The sequence below is a fragment of the Pseudomonas sp. zfem005 genome, assembly GCF_032621735.1.
GTDB lineage: Bacteria > Pseudomonadota > Gammaproteobacteria > Pseudomonadales > Pseudomonadaceae > Metapseudomonas > Metapseudomonas solani.
Window position 1 is genome coordinate 192,156 of record NZ_JAVYJE010000010.1, and the last position, 20,153, is coordinate 212,308.

Annotated in this window: 16 protein-coding genes and 1 tRNA gene; 5 read left to right on the plus strand and 12 right to left on the minus strand. The window is 64.8% G+C overall.

Annotated elements, in window-relative coordinates; translation table 11 throughout:
* The first annotated feature begins 126 nt into the window (after positions 1-126).
* Together RTW82_RS22655 and RTW82_RS22660 are read left to right on the plus strand one after the other, a co-directional pair.
* Entirely contained in the window at positions 127-942 is an 816-nt protein-coding gene (locus RTW82_RS22655; protein ID WP_316926549.1) for a response regulator, read from the plus strand.
* Positions 932-3,502 (plus strand): 7TM-DISM domain-containing protein, encoded by a 2,571-nt coding sequence (locus tag RTW82_RS22660; RefSeq protein WP_316926550.1) that lies wholly within the window; start codon positions 932-934, stop codon positions 3,500-3,502. The genes RTW82_RS22655 and RTW82_RS22660 overlap by 11 nt, the downstream gene beginning before the upstream one ends.
* 83 nt (positions 3,503-3,585) lie before the next feature.
* On the opposite strand, the gene RTW82_RS22665 is transcribed toward RTW82_RS22660, so the two are convergent.
* The 7 genes from RTW82_RS22665 to rpsU all read right to left on the minus strand — a co-directional run bounded on the left by RTW82_RS22665 (position 3,586) and on the right by rpsU (position 12,689).
* A complete protein-coding gene (locus RTW82_RS22665; RefSeq protein ID WP_316926551.1) occupies positions 3,586-3,876 on the minus strand; it encodes a type II toxin-antitoxin system RelE/ParE family toxin in 291 nt (96 codons plus the stop codon).
* A complete protein-coding gene (locus RTW82_RS22670) occupies positions 3,845-4,102 on the minus strand; it encodes a CopG family ribbon-helix-helix protein (RefSeq protein ID WP_111262274.1) in 258 nt (85 codons plus the stop codon). Before RTW82_RS22670 ends, RTW82_RS22665 begins: the two co-directional genes overlap by 32 nt.
* Positions 4,103-4,440: 338 nt before the next feature.
* Positions 4,441-4,517, minus strand: a tRNA-Ile gene (locus tag RTW82_RS22675).
* 16 nt (positions 4,518-4,533) lie between these two features.
* Positions 4,534-8,268, minus strand: coding sequence for an EAL domain-containing protein (locus RTW82_RS22680; RefSeq protein ID WP_316926552.1), 3,735 nt, complete (start codon positions 8,266-8,268; stop codon positions 4,534-4,536).
* 101 nt (positions 8,269-8,369) lie between these two features.
* Positions 8,370-10,220, minus strand: coding sequence for an RNA polymerase sigma factor RpoD (rpoD, locus tag RTW82_RS22685; RefSeq protein WP_031288519.1), 1,851 nt, complete (start codon positions 10,218-10,220; stop codon positions 8,370-8,372).
* Positions 10,221-10,287: 67 nt separating this feature from the next.
* On the minus strand, positions 10,288-12,279 hold the full coding sequence (gene dnaG / locus RTW82_RS22690) for a DNA primase (protein ID WP_316926553.1): 1,992 nt from the start codon (positions 12,277-12,279) through the stop codon (positions 10,288-10,290).
* A gap of 194 nt (positions 12,280-12,473) precedes the next feature.
* A complete protein-coding gene (gene rpsU, locus RTW82_RS22695) occupies positions 12,474-12,689 on the minus strand; it encodes a 30S ribosomal protein S21 (RefSeq protein WP_003085057.1) in 216 nt (71 codons plus the stop codon).
* A gap of 204 nt (positions 12,690-12,893) precedes the next feature.
* On the opposite strand from rpsU, the gene tsaD reads away from it, so the two are divergent.
* Positions 12,894-13,919, plus strand: a complete 1,026-nt coding sequence (gene tsaD / locus RTW82_RS22700; RefSeq protein ID WP_021221581.1) for a tRNA (adenosine(37)-N6)-threonylcarbamoyltransferase complex transferase subunit TsaD — start codon at positions 12,894-12,896, stop codon at positions 13,917-13,919.
* Positions 13,920-13,972: 53 nt separating this feature from the next.
* Here tsaD and plsY read toward each other — a convergent pair whose 3' ends face one another.
* A complete protein-coding gene (gene plsY, locus RTW82_RS22705; RefSeq protein WP_043244106.1) occupies positions 13,973-14,542 on the minus strand; it encodes a glycerol-3-phosphate 1-O-acyltransferase PlsY in 570 nt (189 codons plus the stop codon).
* Between the two features lie 52 nt (positions 14,543-14,594).
* On the opposite strand from plsY, the gene folB reads away from it, so the two are divergent.
* On the plus strand, positions 14,595-14,948 hold the full coding sequence (folB, locus tag RTW82_RS22710) for a dihydroneopterin aldolase (RefSeq protein ID WP_021221583.1): 354 nt from the start codon (positions 14,595-14,597) through the stop codon (positions 14,946-14,948).
* Entirely contained in the window at positions 14,939-15,481 is a 543-nt protein-coding gene (gene folK, locus RTW82_RS22715) for a 2-amino-4-hydroxy-6-hydroxymethyldihydropteridine diphosphokinase (protein WP_021221584.1), read from the plus strand. Before folB ends, folK begins: the two co-directional genes overlap by 10 nt.
* Here the strand turns inward: folK and RTW82_RS22720 are convergent.
* From RTW82_RS22720 to RTW82_RS22735, 4 genes are read right to left on the minus strand one after another with little or no spacing between them, the layout of a single operon-like run.
* Entirely contained in the window at positions 15,454-16,686 is a 1,233-nt protein-coding gene (locus tag RTW82_RS22720) for a multifunctional CCA addition/repair protein (RefSeq protein WP_184488541.1), read from the minus strand. The two genes, folK and RTW82_RS22720, sit on opposite strands and share 28 nt — an antisense overlap.
* Entirely contained in the window at positions 16,652-17,233 is a 582-nt protein-coding gene (locus RTW82_RS22725) for a hypothetical protein (RefSeq protein ID WP_316926554.1), read from the minus strand. The genes RTW82_RS22720 and RTW82_RS22725 overlap by 35 nt, the downstream gene beginning before the upstream one ends.
* 60 nt (positions 17,234-17,293) lie before the next feature.
* The gene (locus RTW82_RS22730; RefSeq protein WP_021221587.1) at positions 17,294-18,859 is read right to left on the minus strand and encodes a SpoVR family protein; all 1,566 of its coding nucleotides are present in this window, start codon (positions 18,857-18,859) and stop codon (positions 17,294-17,296) included.
* A 10-nt stretch (positions 18,860-18,869) separates the two neighbouring features.
* A complete protein-coding gene (locus RTW82_RS22735; RefSeq protein ID WP_043244110.1) occupies positions 18,870-20,141 on the minus strand; it encodes a YeaH/YhbH family protein in 1,272 nt (423 codons plus the stop codon).
* Between the last annotated feature and the right edge of the window lie 12 nt (positions 20,142-20,153).

The window sequence follows — 20,153 nt, forward strand, 5'->3', positions numbered from 1 at the left end:
GAGGGGGCACTTTGCCGGCAGCGGGGGAGACTTTGCCGGCAGACAATTTTTCCGCTAACGGCGTGGGAAGGCGGGCCCGTTCTGGGCTCTAATACCCGCTCCAGCAGCCCTACAGACCCCACCGGCATGCGCATTTCCAGCAACCCGAAGATCCTGCTCATCGACGACTCGGTGGCCGACCTGCGCGTGCTGACGGAGTTTCTGTCGGCCCGGGGCCTGGACATCGTGGTGGCGTTCGACGGCAAGGACGGCTATCGCAAGGCCCAGTTGCTGCGCCCCGACCTGATCCTGCTGGATGTGCACATGCCCGGCAGCGACGGCTTCGCCACCTGCCGGTTGCTCAAGGCCAACCCGGATACCAGCGCCATCCCGGTGATTTTCCTCACGGCGGCCAACCAGCCCCAGGAGCGCCTGACGGGCCTGACGCTGGGGGCCGTGGACTACATCGCCAAGCCGCTGATCGATGAGGCGGAGGTGGTGGCGCGGGTGCAGATCCACCTGGAGCTGGCCCGTCGCCTGCGCGCGGCTGCGCCGGCCGCGCCAGCGGCGAATTCGGATACCCGGCCGGAGGCGGTGCTGGTGAAGGTGGCCACCGAGCACCTGCGCCGGGACCTGCGGCAGCCGCCCTCGCCAGAGGTGCTGGCGCGCCTGTGCGGCACCAACGAGACCCGCCTCAACGAGGCCTTCCACAAGATCGTCGGCATGCCCATCTATGCCTGGCTGCGCGAGGAGCGCCTGACCCAGGCCCAGGGCTTGCTGGGCCGCACCGAGACGCCCATCGCCGATATCGGCGACCACCTGGGCTACACCAATGCCGCCAGTTTCTCCAAGGCCGTGCGGGAGCGCTTCGGTTGCTCGCCGCGCGAGTTGCGCAGCCGCCTGCGGGATGAGGCCGGCCAGCGTGCACCGCTGCAGCAAGGCGCCGCGGACGATGCCTGCTGAAGCCCGCTTCAGGCGCGTCTGGCGGGCGCTCTGCCTGTGCGGCCTGCTGCTGATGGCCGGTGGCGCCTGGGCCGAGGTGCTGGAGGTGCGCGAGGAGGCGGCCTTCCAGCTGCTGGAGCGCATCGGCCTGCGCATCGACGAGGACGGCAGCCTGGATATCGCTGCGGTCGCCGCCGCGCCCGAACGCTTCGTCGAGGTCGCCGCGCAGGGGCTGTCCCAGGGCTTCGATCCCCGGCCACGCTGGTTGCGCTTCAGCCTGCGCAACCCGGGCCCGGCCCCTATCGAGCGCTGGCTGGAGGTCGGCCATACCCGGCTGGAGTCGGTGCAGCTCTTCACCCAGGCCGGCGATGGGCAGTGGCAGGTACAGGCCAGCGGCCTGGTGGTGCCCATGGCGTTGCGCCCGCTGCCGGGGCCGACGGCGCTGTTCCCCATTGCCTTGCAGCCGGGGGAGACCCGCGTCCTCTATCTGCGCGTGCAGTCGCGCTCCGCCCAGTACCTGGGGATGCGCGTGTGGGAGCCGATGGCCTATCGCGACCGGCAGTCGCGCTTCGAGAACCTGCGTTCGATGGGCCAGGGCGGCATCATTCTGGCGGGGTTGCTGTCCCTGCTGATCTTCATCCAGCTGCGGAACATGCCCTATCTCTACTTCGGGCTGGAGATGCTGTTGATCAGCGCGTTCGAGGCGATCATCGGCGGGCTGGCGCAGCAATACGCCTGGCCGGGCACCTGGCCGTTCCCGATCGTGCTGGTGCCGCTGCTGGGGGCGGCGATCATGATCATGCACTGCCAGTTCGTGCGCACCTTCCTCGATCTCCGGCGGCTGGGGCGCGGCTGGGACCGCTTGCTGCTGGGCGTCATCGGGGTGGTGGTCGTGGCGGCGCTGGGGGCCAGCCTGCACCACTACATCTTCTGGCTGCAGGTGCTGTCCCTCACCTCGCTGGTGGCGCTCGCGGTGGGGATCATCACCTCCTACCTGGCCTGGCGCGGCGGCAATGCGTCGGCGGGCCTGACGCTGATCTCGTTCGGGGCCTTCGGGGCCTCGGTGGTGATCCGGCAGGCGGGCCTGTACCAGGGGCTGGACCCTACCGGGCCGCTGCTGGCGAGCGCCTGGCCGCTGGCGGTGCTGGTGATGGCGCCGCTGATTCTCATCGCCATCACCACGCGCACCCAGCAGCTGTCCGCCGCCCTGGCGGTGGAGCGCGAAGCCAACCGCGCCAAGACCACCTTCCTCGCCCACATGAGCCATGAGCTGCGCACGCCGCTCAATACCATCATCGGTTTCGCCCAGTTGCTGCAGCGCGGCTCGCGTCGCCTGGGCCCGGAAGAAGGCGCGCGGGCCATCGAAAGCAGCGGGCGCCATTTGCTGCACCTGATCGACGAGCTGCTGGATGCGGCACGGGCGGAGATCGGCCAGCTGGAGGTGGCGGCCACACCGCTGGCGTTCCGGCCCTGGCTGGCGGAGATGGTGGAGGTCGCCAGGTTGCAGGCGGAAGCGGCGGGCAACGGTTTCTCCCTGGAGGAGCACGGGGTGGTGCCCGAGTACGTTTCCATCGACAGCCGGCGCCTGCGCCAGGTGCTCGACAACCTGTTCAGCAACGCGAACCGGCACACCCGGGACGGGCGCATCGCCCTGCGTTACCGGGGGGAGAAGCAGGACGGGCAGGTTCGGCTGTTCTTCGAGGTGGAGGACAGCGGCGGCGGTATCGCGGCGGGCGACCTGGCGAGGATCTTCGAGCCCTTCGTCCGGGGGGCGAACCAGCAGGCGGAGGGTTCCCGCGCAGGGGTTGGCCTGGGGCTGGCCATCGCCCGGCAACTGGTGCACTGCATGGGCGGCGAGTTGAGCGTGGCCAGCACGCCTGGCCAGGGCAGTGCGTTCCGCTTCCATGTGGTGGGCGAGTTGCTGACGGAGTTGCCGGCGGAGCCGGCTACCGTGGAGGTCGACGCCCCCCGGCCCCTGGGCGACCAGGTGGTGATGCTGGTGGAGGACGACCCGGACCTGCGCCTGCTGCTGGCCGAGCAGCTGGAGCGGCACCGGTTGCGGGTGGTCATCGCCGTCGATGGCCGCGATGCAGCCCGCCAGTGGCGCGACGACATCGCCCTGGTAATCACCGATCAGTTCATGGACGGCGGTGACGGCTGGTCGGTCCTGCGGATGGTGGCCGAGCGTTCCCCGGCCACGCCGGTGGTGCTGCTTTCCGCAGCGGCGCCGCTGGCGCCGGAGGGTTTTGCCGCGCACCTGAGCTTCGCGGCCTGCCTGAGAAAGCCGATCAGCGAGACCGAGCTGGCGGCGCTGTTGGTCAGGTTCCTGGGCTTGCCGGACCTGGCCTCGCCGGGCCGCAAGCCGCCGGCGTCCGATGTGGCGGCGCGCCCGGATGCGGCGCGTTTGGCGAACCTGGCGAACCTGGTGGAAACCGGGCAGGTGACGCTTATCGAGAAGTGGGCCCATGACCTGGCGGCCGAGCAGCCGCTGTGCATCGGTTTTGCCGATGCCGTGCTCCAGGCCGCATTGACCCTGGATTTCCCTCGGCTTGCTGAGCTGGTGGGGGCGGGCGAGGGCTGAGCGAGCAGGCGCCTGTGCAGGCTGCTGCACCCGGGGCCAAGCTAGTGGCCTATAGGCGCCTCAAGCGCCCTATATCGACTGGATTACCAGTGCTGCGAGCTTTCAGCATGCTGGTGCAGGATCCTCACTACCTGGACCTCGTCACCTACAACGCGATACGCGGCGTAGAGAGGGATGAAGCGGAAAATCAGGTCTCGCATATCAGGAGCCCGTGAGGGGCGGCCGGAGCCAGGGAACAGGAGCAGTTGCTCAAGTGCCGATATGACACTGGCCACTATCTCCTCTGCTGAGGCTGCGCCTATCCGGGGCTCATAGAATTCGTAGATCTTCGTAAGGTCGCTGTCAGCTAGCTCGGTCAGAACGATTTTTGCCACGGTTCACCCACTTGGCCTTGATGGCTTCGAGATCAGTAAGGTTGCCCGCGTCTGCTTGCTGGATGCCTTCCTTGATCGCTGCCAGATGCCATGACTCATCATCCAGATACCGCATTAGTGCGCGTTTCATGTGGTACTGGCGATCACGATCCGTAGCCTCGGAAAGCTCATCCAATCGAGTGATCAGGTCATCTTCGACCCGAAACGACAGAACAGGCGATGCCATGGTGACCTCCGGTCAGTTTCGTATACAACGTATACATGTTCGTATATGTCGGCACTGTAATTAGGCTTGCTTATGCTTACAACCATTGCTTTTAGCGTTAGACCCGCGTTAGACCCAGCAAGATAGGGGGAGATGGGTGCTAACTTGCGTTTACCTATTGGTAAATTTGGCTCTGGGCCGTTCGTCGGCTCGATTGACAGTGGGATGCAAGCTGCCTCAAAGCGGTCTTCTGGAGGCCTGAGGTGATGTGGACGTTGTGGGTCTCTATGACGGGGCGACTTCGCTTACGCCAGAAAGACAAAAGCCGCGCAATGCGCGGCTTTTTCATGGGGTTTTGGTGGTGGGCCCACACGGACTTGAACCGTGGACCAAAGGATTATGAGTCCTCTGCTCTAACCAACTGAGCTATAGGCCCCCAGAAGGCCGGCGGATTATACCGGCGCCTTTTCCTGAGCGCCAACAGGTTGACAGGGATCGAGGAATTGCCGGGCGAAAACGTCGGCGGGGAGGGGGCGGCTGACGACGTAGCCCTGGATCTGTTCGCAGCCTTCGGCGGTGAGGAAGGCTTCCTGGGCGTGGGTTTCGACGCCTTCGGCGATGACGGTGAGTTGCATGCTGCGGCCGAGGGCGATGATGGCGCGGGCGATGGCGGCGTCTTCGAGGTCGTCGGGCAGGCCGCGGACGAAGGATTTGTCGATCTTGATGATGTCCAGCGGCAGGCGCTTGAGGTAGCTGAGGGAGGAGTAGCCGGTGCCGAAGTCGTCGATGGCCAGTTGCACGCCGAGCGCCTTGAGGGCGTGGAGCACGGCGAGGGCTTCTTCGGCCTGGCTCATGATGAAGCCTTCGGTGATTTCCAGTTGCAGGTGGCAGGGGACGACGCCTGTGTCCTGCAGCAGGCGGTCGATGCGCTCGACCAGTTGCGGCTGGCGCAGCTGGGCGCCGGCGAGGTTGACGGAGAGGGGGCCGAAGGGGGCGTGGCGGTCCTGCCATTCGCGCATCTGCCGGCAGGCTTCGGCGAGGACCCAGTCGCCCAGGGGGAGGATGAGGCCGTTCTCTTCGGCGAGGGGGATGAAGCGCTCGGGGGAGATTTCGCCGAACAGGGGGTGGTGCCAGCGGATCAGGGCTTCGGCGCCGATCAGGCGGCGGTTCTGCAGGCACAGCTTGGGTTGGTAGTAGAGGCTGAGTTCGCCGCGTTCGAGGGCGCGACGCAGTTCGTTCTCCAGGGCCATGCGTTCGTTGGCCTGGAAGGTGAGATCGCGGGTGTAGAACTCGATGCGGTTGCGGCCCTTGGATTTGGCGCGGTACATGGCGGCGTCGGCGTTCTTGACGACGGTGGCGACGTCGCTGCCGTGTTCGGGGTAGAGGCTGATGCCGATGCTGGCGCTGGTGAAGAACTCGTGTTCGTCGGCCTCGAAAGGGGCGCTGAAGCAGGCGAGCACTTTGCTGGCGATGTGCTCGGCGTCAGCGGCGGTGTGCAGGCCGGGCAGCAGGATGATGAATTCGTCGCCGCCGAGGCGGGCGACGGTGTCGATGTCGCGCAGCTGGTCCTTGAGGCGGGCGGCGATGCTTTTGAGCAGGAGGTCGCCGACCGGGTGGCCGAGGCTGTCGTTGATGTGCTTGAAGCGGTCGAGGTCGATGAAGAGTACGGCGCCTCGCTGGGCGTCGGTGGTGGCGTCGAGCAGGGCGGCCTGCAGGCGACTTTCGAAGAGGATGCGGTTGGGCAGCCCGGTGAGGGGGTCGTGGTGGGCCTGGTAGTCGAGGCGGGCCTGGGCGTGCTTGAGGGTGGAGATGTCGGCGAAGACGCCAACGAAGTGGGTGATCTGCTCGCCGCGGTTGCGCACGGCGCTGATGGTCAGCCATTCGGGATAGGGTTCGCCGTTCTTGCGGCGGTTCCAGATTTCGCCCTGCCAGTGGCCGTCGGCGGCGAGCTGGTGCCACATGGCGGCGTAGAAGGCGCTGTCGTGCTGGCCGGAGGCGAGCAGGCGCGGTGATTGGCCGAGGGCTTCGGCTTCGCTGTAGCCGGTGATTTCGGTGAAGGCGCGGTTGACGGCGGTGATGCGCTGTTCGGTGTCGGTGATCATCACGCCTTCGGCGGTACTTTCGAAGACGGTGGCGGCCTGCAGGAGCTTTTCCTGCATCTGCTGGCGCTCGGTGATGTCGCGGGCGATGGTGAGGACGCAGGCTTCGCCGTTGATGGGGATGGGTTGGGCGGTGAGTTCGCAGAGGCGGATGCTGCCGCCCTTGGTGCGTATCGGGGCGGTGAAGCTGCGCAGGCTGCCCTGGTCGCGGATGGCGTGGACCATATGCTGGCGGTCTTCGGGGTTGGCCCAGATGCCGAGTTCGAGGGTGGAGCGGTCGGCGGCTTCGCTGGCGACGTAGCCGGTGATGCGGGTGAAGCCTTCGTTGGCTTCGATGAGCCTGCCGTCGACCAGGCGGGTGATGAGCAGGCCGTCGGGGGATGCGTGGAAGGCGCGGGCGAATTTCTCTTCGGAGATCTTCAGTTGCTGCTGGGTTTCCTTGACCAGGGTGATGTCGCGCACGACGACGATGAGGGCGGGGATGCCGTCGAGGTCGATGGGTTGCGCGGAGATGAGGCCGGTGAAGCTTTCGCCGTTCTGCCGGCGGAAGGTCATTTCCAGGTTGTGCAGGCTTTCGTTCTGCAGGCGCTGGAGGAGGCCGGGCCCCATGTCGGGGGTGCCCCAGATGCCCAGTTCGGTGGCGGTACGGCCGATGGCCTGGGCGGCGTCGATGCCGGTCTGTTGCTCGAAGGTGCGGTTGACGTCGAGCAGGCGGCCGTCCTGGCGGCGGGCGAGGGCGATGACGTCGGGGCAATTGTGGAACACGGAGGCGAATTTCTGCTGGGAGAGGCGCAGGGCGTGTTCGGTGTCCTTGGCTTCGGTGATGTCGATCATCAGGCCGCGGATGATCTGGCTGTCGCCCTGGGGGTCGAGGGTGACGATGTCGCGGATCCACAGGACGCGGCCGTCGGCAGCGAGCATGCGGTAGTCGAAGCTGTGGTCGCGCCCGGCGGCGACTTCTTCGTTGCAGACATATTCGGCGTGCTGGGCGTCTTCGGGATGGAGGGTGCGCTGCCAGAAACCGGGCTCGAGCCAGTCTGCCAGGGGGTAGCCGAGCAGGCGTTCGGCGTGGGGCGAGACGTAGGTGAAGCGGTGTTCGTCGAGGCGCATTTCCCAGGCGATGGCGTTGAGGCTTTCGACCAGGCCGCGGTAGTGCTGCTCGCTGGTGCGCAGTTCGTCTTCGAGCAGGGCGCGGCGTGACATTTCGCCGCTGAGGCGGCGGTTGATGCGCAGGACGAAGACCAGGGCGAGGCCGATCAGTAGCAGGGCGGGAAGGCCGTAGGCGATGAGGGTGGTCCAGACCGGGCGACGGTCGATGACGCCGCCGACCCAGCGGTCCTGGATGGCTTCGATCTGGGCGGTGCTGATGTCGGCGAAGACCTTGTCGAGGATGCCGACCAAGGGGGTTTCGCCTCGCGGCGTGGCCATGGCGAGCTGGTAGCGGTAGGGCGTCTCGCCGCTGATGTAGAGGCCTTCGAGCCTGAGCTGGCGCAGGCTCCAGACGCTGGAGGCGAGGTCGCCGACGAAGGCGTCGGCCTGCCCGGTAGCGAGGGCTTGGAGGCCGGCGGCGACGTTGGGCAAGGGCAGGAGGTTGAGGTCGGGATTGCCGCTGCGCAGCAGTTCGTGAGGGGCGTAGTCCTCGACCACGGCGATCTTGAGGCCGTAGAGATCGCCGAGCGATTTGGGCTGTGGGCCGCCGTCGCGGGCGAGGATGACGATGGGGAAGTCGAGGTAGGGGCGGGTGAAACTGAGGTATTGCTGGCGTTCGGGGGTGGACATGACGCCGGGCAGCAGGTCGAGCTGGCCATTGCGGGCCTGCTCCAGCACTTCACCCCAGTTGCGTGGTTCCACCGGTTCGAGGCGGACGCCCAGGCGTTCCTGGATCAGCTTGACGTAGTCGGCGGCGAGGCCCTGGTGGCGGCCCTGGCTGTCGCGGAATTCGAAGGGGGGCCAGGAGGCGTCGATGCCCATGCGCAGGACGGGGTGGTCCTGCAGCCATGCCTGTTCTTCCTGGGTGAAGGTGAGCGCTCCGGACGGGGCTGCCCAGAACGCCAGACACAGCAGGAGAATGGCAGGCAGACGCGCCATGACGGTCCCGTTCCACGAAGTGATAGGCGGAAGTGTAGACGCGGCAGCTGGCGCTTTGGTAGCAGAAAGAAAAACCCCCGGACTGGCCGGGGGTTGTTCGATCACTCGTCGAGGAAGGAGCGCAGATGCTCGCTTCGCGACGGGTGGCGCAACTTGCGCAGCGCCTTGGCTTCGATCTGGCGGATCCGCTCGCGGGTCACATCGAACTGCTTGCCGACTTCCTCGAGGGTGTGGTCGGTGTTCATGTCGATGCCGAAGCGCATACGCAGGACCTTGGCTTCACGGGCGGTGAGGCCGGCCAGTACTTCGCGGGTGGCTTCCTTGAGGCTTTCGACCGTGGCCACGTCGATCGGGGACTGCATGGTGCTGTCCTCGATGAAGTCGCCCAGGTGGGAATCCTCGTCGTCGCCGATCGGGGTTTCCATGGAGATCGGTTCTTTGGCGATCTTCAGTACCTTGCGGATCTTGTCCTCGGGCATTTCCATGCGCTCGCCAAGCTCTTCCGGGGTGGGCTCGCGGCCCATTTCCTGGAGCATCTGGCGGGAGATGCGGTTGAGCTTGTTGATGGTCTCGATCATGTGCACCGGAATACGGATGGTGCGGGCCTGGTCGGCGATCGAGCGAGTGATCGCCTGACGGATCCACCAGGTGGCATAGGTCGAGAACTTGTAGCCGCGCCGGTATTCGAACTTGTCCACCGCCTTCATCAGGCCGATGTTGCCTTCCTGGATCAGGTCGAGGAACTGCAGGCCGCGGTTGGTGTATTTTTTGGCGATGGAGATCACGAGGCGCAGGTTGGCCTCGACCATTTCCTTCTTCGCCCGGCGAGCTTTCGCTTCACCGATGGACATGCGGCGGTTGACGTCCTTGATCTCGGAAATCTTGAGGTCGACTTCCTTCTCGAGGTCGATCAGCTTCTGCTGATTGCGCTTGACGTCGTCGACCAGCTTGCTCAGAGCTTCGGCGTACTTGGCCTTGCCTTTGGTCAGGCCTTCGACCCAGGTCAGGTCGACTTCGTTGCCGGGGAACAGGCGCAGGAAGTCGGCACGCGGCATGCGGGCATCACGCACGCAGAGCTGCATGATGGCGCGTTCCTGGGCGCGGACACGGTCAAGGGCGTCACGAACGCGGTCTACCAGGGCATCGAACTGTTTGGGTACCAGTTTGATGGGCATGAACAGCTCGGCGAGGCCTTGCAGTTCATCGATGGCCTGTTTGCTGGAACGACCATGCTTCTTCAGCGCCTTGCGGGCCTTTTCCAGCTGGTCGGAGACGGCTGTGAAGCGGCGCAGGGCCTCTTCCGGGTCGGGACCGCCGTCGCCTTCTTCCTCGGCGTCGTCGCTCTCACCTTCCTCTTCTTCGTCTTCGTCCTTTTCCTTCGCGGCGCTTTCTTCCTTCGGGACGACAGGCTCGACTTCCTCGGCCGGCACGCTGCCGTCGTCGGGGTCGATGTAGCCAGCGAGGACGTCGGAGAGACGGCCACCTTCGGTAGTGACGCGATGGTACTCGGAGAGAATGCTGTCGACGGTACCGGGGAAGTGGGCGATCGCGCTCATTACTTCGCGAATGCCTTCCTCGATGCGCTTGGCGATCTCGATCTCGCCTTCGCGAGTCAGCAGTTCCACCGTGCCCATTTCACGCATGTACATGCGCACCGGGTCGGTGGTTCGGCCAATGTCGGTCTCGACGGCTGCGAGTGCGGCGGCGGCTTCTTCGGCTGCAGCCTCGTCGGTGTCGGCTTCGGCCAACAACAGGGCGTCCGCATCCGGAGCACTCTCGAATACGTTGATCCCCATGTCATTGATCATGCGGATGATGTCTTCCACCTGTTCCGGATCGGAAATATCCTCCGGCAGATGGTCATTGACCTCCGCGTAAGTCAGGTAACCCTGCTCACGACCACGGGCGATCAACTCTTTGAGGCGAGACTGCTGTTGCGCTTTTCCGGACATAACACCCTATCCACTTAAGGTCTTGGCGGGCTAAAAACAAGCCGAGGATTATACCTGACCAGAGGCCTCAAGCGCCAGTTGGGCTGGTGGAGGCTGGAGATGGACTGCGGCTGAGGAGGTCGCGCAGCTGGTCTTTCTCCTCTGCGCTGAGTTCGCTCTGCCTTGCTTTGCGTAGCAGTTGTTCGAGGCTGCGCTCGCGTTGGCGGGCCGACAACCTAGTTATAGTGTCGAAAAACTGTTGTTCAAGGTTGTCGCTCGAAATCAACCATTCCTTCTCCGCCAGTGCCTGCAGCAGCCGGCCCTGTTCGGTGCCGTGCCAGCGGGCGATGAGCTGCAGCGAGCGCAGCTTGGGGTTCTTCTGCAGGGCTTCGAGGAGCGACACCATCAAGCGGGCATACGTGTCGTCTTCTGCGGCGAAATGGCTGGCATTTTCCACCTTCTGCGCAAGGTTCGGATGGTGAAGCAGCGTCCTGAGTGCCGTCAGGGTTGGCGACTCGACCTTGATCTCGGTACGTGGCGGGCGCCTGAATTCGCCTTGGCCGCCTTTCTTGTCCCAGGGCTTTCCGCCCTTTTTCCAGTCGCCTTTCCACTCGCCTTTCTTGCGCTCGGGCTTCTGCCATTCGCCCTGTTGTTGCCGGGCGGGTGGCTCGAAGTAGTGCTCCTGGCCGGCATCACCATAGCCTTCGTAGCTGGCAGGGGTGCCGTAGTGGTAGTCGTCGAGGTAGTGCGACGCTTCGCCGCTGTGCGGCGGTGCGTCGTGGCTTAGCTGGCCGATGGCCTCACCGTTCAGGCCGGTGATTTCCGACAGGCGCTGACGCATCAGCGTACGCAGGTTGGCGCCGGGCACTTTGTCGATCAGTGGCGCGGCCAGGGTAACCAAGTGCGCTTTGCCTTCCAGGGAGCTGGGATCGGCTTCGTCCCTCAGTTGCTGGAAGAAGTAATCGGCCAGGGGCTGCGCGTGCTGGGTTATGCGGGCGCGGAAGGCATCGGTACCCTCGGCGCGTACCAGGCTGTCCGGGTCTTCGCCTTCGGGGAGGAATAGGAAGCGTGCGCGCCGGCCGTCCTCCAGGGATGGTAGCGTGGCTTCCAGTGCTCGCCAGGCGGCCTTGCGTCCGGCCTGGTCGCCGTCGAAGCAGAACAGGATGCTGGGCACCAGGCGGAACAGGCGCTTGATGTGCTCCTCGCTGGTGGCGGTGCCGAGGGTGGCGACGGCGTTGCGCAGGCCTTGCTGGGCCAGGGCGATAACGTCCATGTAGCCTTCGACGACCATCACCTCGTCGAGGTTGCGGTTGTTCTTGCGGGCTTCGTAGAGACCGTAGAGTTCCTGGCCCTTGTGGAAGATCGGTGTTTCCGGCGAGTTCAGGTACTTGGGTTTGTCATCGCCCAGTACGCGACCGCCAAAGGCGATGACCCGGCCCCGGCTGTCGCGGATGGGGAACATCACGCGGTCACGGAAGCGGTCGTAGCGCTTGCCGCTGTCGGCGTTCTCGATCAGCAGGCCGGCATCGATCATGGCCTTCTGCTGCAAGGCGTCGCTGGCCAGGTGCTTGAACAGGTTGTCCCACCCCGGTGGGGCGAAGCCGAGGCCGAAGTCGCGGGCTATTTCACCGGACAGGCCGCGTCCTTTCAGGTAGTCGACGGCGGCCTTGCGTGTCGGGTGGCTCTTCAGGGCTTGGCGGTAGTAATCCGAGGCAGCTGTGAGCAGGGCGTAGAGCGGCGAGTCGGTGGCTTGGCGTGGGCGATTGTTGCGCCCGCTTTCTTCGCGCGGTACGTCCATGCCGGCGCGTTTGGCCAGCTCCTCGACAGCCTCGGGGAAGTCGAGGTTGTCGTGGTCCATGATGAAGCCGAGGGCGTTGCCGCCGGCGCCACAGCCGAAGCAGTAGTAGAACTGCTTGTCGGGGCTGACGCTGAAAGAGGGCGTCTTTTCGTTATGGAATGGGCAACGGGCGCTGTAGTTTTTGCCGGCCTTCTTCAGCTGGATGCGCGAACTCACCACCTCGACTATGTCGGTGCGGTTCAGCAGATCGTCGATGAAGCCTTGGGGGATCAGGCCGGCCATAGGGTGCTCAGGACGCTGGGAGGGTCAAAGCATAGGCCCCCATCGCCGGTTGGCGATAGCGGCATTACCGGTGCTGCAAATGCAAAAAACTCCGGCGTTCGCCAGGGCGAAGCGGAGTGTCGCATGCGGTGCCTGAATGCACTCGCCCGGCCGGAGCCGGGCGATGCTGAAAGCGTGCGGCGAAGCCTGTTAACTCAGTACAGGCGCTCGCGGCGGCGCTGCTCGCGCTGCACTTTCTTGGCGTGACGCTTCACTGCAGCAGCAGCTTTACGCTTGCGCTCTGCGGTGGGCTTCTCGTAGAACTCGCGGCTGCGGACTTCAGCCAGTACACCGGCTTTTTCGCAGGAGCGCTTGAAGCGACGCAGGGCTACGTCGAAGGGTTCGTTCTCTTTAACTTTGACGGCTGGCATCCAGGTCGTACCTTCACTAATTACCGTGGGTGAACGCGCTCCTGGCTAAGACTGCGGGAGAACGTCGGTTTTCAAGGGTTGCGGATGTTAACGCCTTGCGCCCTGGAATGCAAAGCCTTCAGTCGAAAACCGCTGGCCGGGGCGGAGGGCGGCGATTATGATGCGCGCCTTCTTTATTAGCTAGGCCTGGAAGGCAGGTTCCCAATGCTAGTGCTGGGTCTGGAAACCTCTTGCGACGAGACCGGTGTCGCTCTCTACGACAGCGAGCGCGGCCTGTTGGCCGATGCGCTGTTCAGTCAGATCGACCTCCATCGCGTGTACGGCGGCGTGGTGCCCGAGCTGGCGTCCCGCGATCACGTCAAGCGCATGCTGCCGCTGTTGCGCGAAGTGCTCGATGGCGCCGGTTGCAAGCCGGCCGATATCGATGGCATCGCCTACACCTCCGGCCCCGGCCTGGTCGGCGCGCTGCTGGTGGGTGCCTCCTGCGCCCAGGCCCTGGCGTTCGCCTGGGGCGTGCCTGCGCTGGGTGTGCACCATATGGAAGGCCATCTGCTGGCGCCGATGCTGGAAGAGCAGCCGCCGGAGTTTCCGTTCGTCGCCTTGCTGGTTTCCGGCGGCCATACCCAGTTGGTTCGCGTCGATGGCATCGGCCGTTACGCTTTGCTCGGTGAGTCGGTGGACGACGCTGCGGGCGAAGCCTTCGACAAGACAGCCAAGCTCATCGGCCTGGGCTATCCGGGTGGCCCCGAGATCGCCCGCCTGGCCGAAAGCGGTGTGCCGGGGCGCTTCACCTTCCCGCGCCCGATGACTGATCGCCCTGGCCTGGATTTCAGCTTCAGCGGCCTCAAGACCTTCGCCCTCAACACCTGGCAGCAGTGCCGCAATGCTGGGGACGACGGTGAGCAAACCCGTTGCGACATCGCTCTGGCGTTCCAGCAGGCGGTGGTTGAGACTCTCGTCATCAAGTGCCGCCGGGCCCTGAAGCAGACCGGCTTGAAGCGACTGGTGATCGCCGGTGGGGTGAGTGCCAACCAGGCGCTGCGCCAATCGCTGGAGGCGATGCTGGGCGAATTCCACGGCAACGTCTTTTATGCGCGCCCGCGGTTTTGCACCGACAACGGCGCGATGATTGCCTATGCCGGTTGCCAGCGCCTGAAGGCCGGGCAGCAGGAAGGTCCGGCCATTGCCGTGCAGGCGCGCTGGCCGATGGAAAGCCTGCCGTCGATCTAGCGTCGCGTGGCGTCTTGTAGCCTCAGGCTTGTAGCTTGAGGCTGTCTTCAGTTTCAGAAATGTCGTTCGCGTCCTGCGAAAAGGTCGCGTAGATTGCCGCGGTGTCGCCAGACGATCAGGCAGCAGAGCACGGCCATTGGCAGCAGGGCTCCGGGTTTCTGCCAGGCCAGTAATGGCAGGGTCAGCGGCGTTGCGATCAGCGCGGCGAGCGAGCTGGTGCGGGTGAGGAAGAAGGTCAGCGCCCAGGCCCCGACAGCCAGCAAGGCGGCCGGCGGGTAGAGCCCGAGCAGCATGCCGGCGGCGGTGGCGACGCCCTTGCCGCCGCGAAAGCGAAAGTACAGCGGGTAGAGATGCCCGAGCACGGCGGCGAGGCCGATCCAGGCCTGTTTCTGGATGCCGAGCCCGATCAGGTAGGCGACCAGTACGGGCAGAAGGCCTTTGAGCAAGTCGCCGAGCAGGGTGAGGATCGCGAGCTTCTTGCCCGCCACGCGCAGCATGTTGGTGGCGCCCGGATTGCCTGAGCCCTGGTCGCGTGGGTCGGCGAAGCCGAACAACCGGCTTAGCAGGATGGCGAAGGACAGCGAGCCGAGCAGGTAGGCGAGAATCGCCAGCAGCCAGAACATTGGTATCCATTCCAGGGCGAGGGAGCCCTGATTCTAACGGGGCAGAAGTTACGTGGACACGGTTTTCATCGAGGGTCTTGAAGTCGATACCGTCATTGGTGCGTACGACTGGGAGCGGAGCATTCGCCAGTGCCTGCGCCTGGACCTGCAAATGGCCTGGGACAACCGCCCGGCCGCCGCCGATGATGAGCTGGCCCATGCCCTGGACTACGCTTCTGTCTCCCAGCGCATCCAGGCGTTCGCTGGCGAATCGCAGTTCCTTCTCGTGGAAACCTTCGCCGAGCGATTGGTCGCTGTGCTCATGGCGGAATTCAACATTCCCTGGGTGCGGCTCAAGCTGCACAAGCCCGGTGCGGTGCCCGCTGCCAGCAGCGTTGGCGTGGAGATTGAACGCGGATGCCGCTGACACCGGTTCTGCTGGGCCTGGGCAGCAATATCGGGCGTGAAGAACACCTGCGGGCCGGCCTCGATGCACTGGCCGGTTTCCTTCATGAGATCCATTGCTCGCCGGTGTTCGAAAGCCAGCCGGTGGGCATCAAGAGCGGACCCTTCTACAACCTGGTGGTGGCGGCGACGACCGACCTGCCCCTGATGGAGCTGGACCGCCGCCTCAAGTTCATCGAGGCCGACAACGGCCGCTATGCGCCAGATCGCAAGGGTTTGCCGCTGGACATCGATGTGCTGCTTTACGGCGACCTGGTCGGCAGTTTCGATGGCCTGGCCTTGCCGCGTGCAGAGGTGTTGAAGAACGCGTTCGTGCTCTGGCCCTTGGCGCTGGTAGCGCCTGAGCGCCTGCACCCGGGTGAGGGGCGCAGCTTCGCGGAGCTTTGGGCAACGGCGCAGATTCAGCAGCAGCTGTGGCCGGTGCCTTTCGAATGGCAGGGGCGCCAGTTGACGCCCGCCGATCTGCTTCAGGCCTTCCCCGCGCCTTCCTTGTAAGCCTTCAGTGCCTTCAGGCGCTCGAGCCTGAGCGCTTCGCCCAGTTCGGCCCCCTTGTAGCCCTTTTCCAGCAATGGCTGGACCGCGACTGCACGCGCGGCTTCGGCGGCGCCTCGCAGGTAGTCGGCCTGGGGGTATTCGCGCTGCTCCAGGCCGTGCCGGCCGCGGGCGTCCATCTCGCAGGCCGCGATGAATTCCTCGAAGCGCTGCGGGCGGCGGTAGACATCGAAACGGGCGAGCAGCTCTGCCAGGGTCGAGGCGCGGAGTTCGGTGGCGCGGTGGGCATGGGTGTGGAACTCGCCCACCAGCATCGCCAGCTCCTGGCAGTCCCGGGGCGCCTTGCAGCGCTCGTTGACCTGCTGGATCAGCTTGAGGCCGCGCTGTTCGTGGGCGATGTGCCGGGGCCACTCCTCTTCTGGCGTCTCGCCTTTGCCCAGGTCGTGCAGCAGGCAGGCCCAGCGCACGGTGAGAGGTTGGTCGTGTTCTGCGCACTGCTGCAGCACCGCCAGCACGTGCAGCCCGGAGTCCACCTCCGGGTGATGATGCTCGGGCTGGGGCACGCCGAACAGGGCGTCCAGTTCCGGCATCCAGGCCTGCAGTGCACCGCAGTCACGCAGCACCTGGATGAACACGTCCGGGCGCGGTTCCATCAGGGCACGGGAGATTTCCTTCCAGCTGCGCTCTGCGGTCAGGGCGTCCAGCTCACCGGATTCGGCGATTTCCCGCATCAGTTCGATGGTCTCTTCGGCCACTGTGAAGCCGAGCGGCGCATAGCGGGCGGCGAAGCGGGCCACGCGCAGCACGCGCAGCGGGTCTTCGGCGAAGGCGGGGGAGACGTGCCGGAGGATGCGCTGCTCAAGGTCGTGCTGGCCGCCATAGGGGTCGACCAGCGTGCCGTGTTCGTCTTCGGCGATGGCGTTGACGGTGAGGTCGCGGCGGATCAGGTCCTCTTCGAGGCTGACGTCCGGGTTGGCGAAGAAGGTGAAGCCGCCGTAGCCGCGCCCGCTTTTGCGTTCGGTACGTGCCAACGCGTATTCCTCGCCGCTCTGCGGGTGGAGGAACACGGGAAAGTCCGCGCCGACCGGCTTGAAGCCCTGTTCGAGCATTTCTTCGGCGGTTGCGCCGACCACGACCCAGTCCACTTCCGTGACCGGGCGACCCAACAAGCGGTCACGAACCGCGCCGCCCACCTTGTATATCTGCATGCTCACCTCCGAGGGTGCGGAGGATAGCAGCCCGCTCGCTGGCTGCGATGGGGATTTGCCGGGTCAGGGCTTCCACTGCGCTTTGCAGCAGCTCGGCGCTGTCCCAGGCGGGGCTCAGGCCGGTGCTGGCGATACCTTCCCAGAGCACCTGGCCATCGAGGTCGGTGATGCGCAGGCGCAGGGTGCCGGTTTCATCACGCAGGCGGTGGATGGCCTGGTAGGGGCCGAGTGGGCTGGGCGGCGCCTGGTCGACCTTGAACTCCAGCGGTGCGTCCTGCAGGGCCAGCCAGTAGTAGATGCGCAGCTCGGGCGTCTGGCTTTCGTGATAGCCCCGGGTCGCCAGGCCTTGGCGGAGCAATGGGTCGAGCCGAGCGTAGTGCTCACGGTAGGGGGCTTGGCCGAGCAGCGCCTGTTCCGGAGGAACCAGTTGGAAGCTGTGGTGAGCGGTCAGACCGCCGCCGTCCGGGTGCACCACCTGGATGCTAGGGATGTGGGTGGAGCAGGTGGCCAGGACCAGGCACAACAGCAGGACGAGGAACAGGCGCATCGACGCTCTCCATGGGCGATGACCGCATGCTCGGGGGGAGCCCGGCATGCGGTCAACCGATCAAATGGGCGGGATGACTAGGTCCAGGCGCGGGTATTCGCCGTCCTCGCTGCGTTCACCCTTGGGCGGTACGTGGTGGGTGCCGGTGATCTGCTCGCCGTTCATGGTTTCCAGGTGGATGTCGAAGCCCCAGAGGCGGTGCAGGTGGCGCAGCACCTCCTCGGTGGATTCGCCCAGGGGTTTGCGGTCGTGTTGCTGGTGGCGCAGGGTCAGGGAGCGGTCGCCACGGCGGTCGACGTTCCAGATCTGCACGTTGGGTTCGCGGTTGCCGAGGTTGTACTGGGCGGCGAGGGTTTCGCGGATCTGCCGGTAGCCTGGCTCGTCATGGATGGCAGGGACCAGCAGCTCGTCCTTCTGGTCGTCATCAAGGATGCTGAACAGCTTGAAGTCGCGGATCACCTTGGGCGAGAGGTATTGGAGGATGAAGCTCTCGTCCTTGAAGCTCTTCATGGCGAATTTGATGGTGGAGAGCCAGTCGCCGCCGGCGATGTCGGGGAACCAGCGTTTGTCTTCCTCGGTGGGCTCTTCGCACATGCGGCGGATGTCGCGGTACATGGCGAAGCCCAGGGCGTAGGGGTTGATGCCGCTGTAGTAAGGGCTGTCGAAGCCGGGCTGGAATACGACGCTGGTGTGGGACTGGAGGAACTCGAGCATGAAGCCTTCGGTGACCAGGCCTTCGTCGTAGAGGTCGTTCATCAGGGTGTAGTGCCAGAAGGTCGCCCAGCCTTCGTTCATGACCTGGGTCTGGCGCTGGGGATAGAAGTACTGGGCGATCTTGCGCACGATGCGCACGATCTCGCGCTGCCAGGGCTCCAGCAGCGGTGCGTGCTTTTCGATGAAGTAGAGAATGTTTTCCTGGGGTTCCGACGGGAAGCGCCGGTTGTCCTTGTCACCGCCCTTGCCCGCGCCCTTGGGAATGGTGCGCCAGAGGTCGTTGATCTGCTTCTGCAGGTGTTCCTCGCGCTCCTTTTGCCGGCGCCGTTCTTCTTCGGCGGAGATCGGATAGGGTCGCTTGTAGCGGTCGACGCCGTAGTTCATCAGGGCGTGGCAGGAGTCCAGCAGGTCTTCCACCGCGTCGATGCCGTGGCGCTCCTCGCATTGCATGATGTACTGCTTGGCGAACACCAGGTAGTCGATGATCGAGCTGGCGTCGGTCCAGGTGCGGAACAGGTAGTTGCCCTTGAAGAAGCTGTTGTGGCCGTAGCAGGCGTGGGCGATCACCAGTGCCTGCATGGTGATGGTGTTTTCTTCCATCAGGTAGGCGATGCAGGGGTCGGAGTTGATGACGATCTCGTAGGCCAGGCCCATCTGCCCGCGGGAGTAGCCTTTCTCGGTGGCCAGGAAGTGCTTGCCGTAAGACCAGTGGTGGTAGCCCAGCGGCATGCCCACCGAGGCGTAGGCATCCATCATCTGCTCGGCCGTGATGACTTCGATCTGGTTGGGATAAGTGTCCAGGGCATAGCGCTCGGCCAGTCGGCTGATCTCGCGGTCGTAGGTGCGGATCAGGTCGAAGGTCCACTCCGACCCGGTGGAGATGGGTTGCCTTTTCTTCTCTGTGGCAGTCATGTCACGGCCCTCAGGTAACCAGTCGGCGCTGGAAGAGTTCGCGGAACACGGGGTAGATATCGCCAGGGGAGACGATCTGCTGCTGGGCGAAGGTGTCGGCGAAGGTGTCGCAGACCTGCTCGTATTCGAACCACAGCGCCTGGTGCTCGCGCGGGGTGATCTCGACGTAGGTGTAGTACTGCACGAAGGGCATGATCTGCTTGATCAGGATGTCCCGGCAGATGGGCGAGTCGTCGTTCCAGTTGTCGCCGTCCGAGGCCTGTGCTGCATAGATGTTCCATTCGTTGACGGGGTAGCGCTCGGCCATGATCTCCTGCATCAGCTTGAGGGCGCTGGAGACGATGGTGCCGCCCGTTTCGCGGGAGTAGAAGAACTCCTCTTCGTCGACCTCGCGGGCGCTGGTGTGGTGACGGATGAACACCACTTCGATCTTGTCGTAGTTCCGCTTGAGGAACAGGTACAGGAGGATGAAGAAGCGCTTGGCGATGTCCTTGGTCGCCTGGGTCATGGAGCCGGAGACGTCCATCAGGCAGAACATCACGGCCTTGGAGCTGGGGTTGGGCTGCTTGACCAGCAGGTTGTACTTGAGGTCGAAGGTGTCGAGGAACGGCACCCGTTCGATTCGTGCGCGCAGCTTGAGGATCTCCGCTTCCAGTTCCTGGATGTCGCCGAAGTTGTCCGGCTCCTCACGCTTGAGCCTGGCAAGTTCTTCCCGCGCCACACGCAGCTTGGCGCGACTGGAGCCGGAAAGGGCAATGCGACGGGCATGGGCCGAGCGCAGGGTGCGGATGATATTGATGCGTGAGGGGTTGCCCTCGTTGCTGATGCCGGCGCGTACGGTCTTGAAGGTGTCGGAGCCGGTGAGATGGCGTTTGACCAGATTGGGCAGCTCAAGGTCTTCGAACATGAAGTCGAGGAATTCTTCCTGGGTGATTTGGAAGACGAACTCGTCCATGCCTTCGCCGGAGTTGCTTGCCTTGCCACTGCCGCGTCCGCCGCCACCGCCTTGCGGGCGAGGGATGCGTTCGCCTGTGGTGAATTCCTTGTTGCCCGGGTGAACGATGGTCTGCCGGCCGCCACGGCCGTGATGCAACACGGGCTCGTCGATGTCGCGGCCGGGAATGCTGATCTGCTCACCATGCTCCATGTCGGTGATGGAACGGCGGCTGACGGCTTCCTCCACCGCCTTCTTGATGTGGTCGCGGTACCGCCTGAGGAAGCGCTGGCGGTTCACCGTGCTCTTGTTCTTGCCATTCAGGCGTCGGTCGATCACGTAGCTCATGGGTGCCCCTCC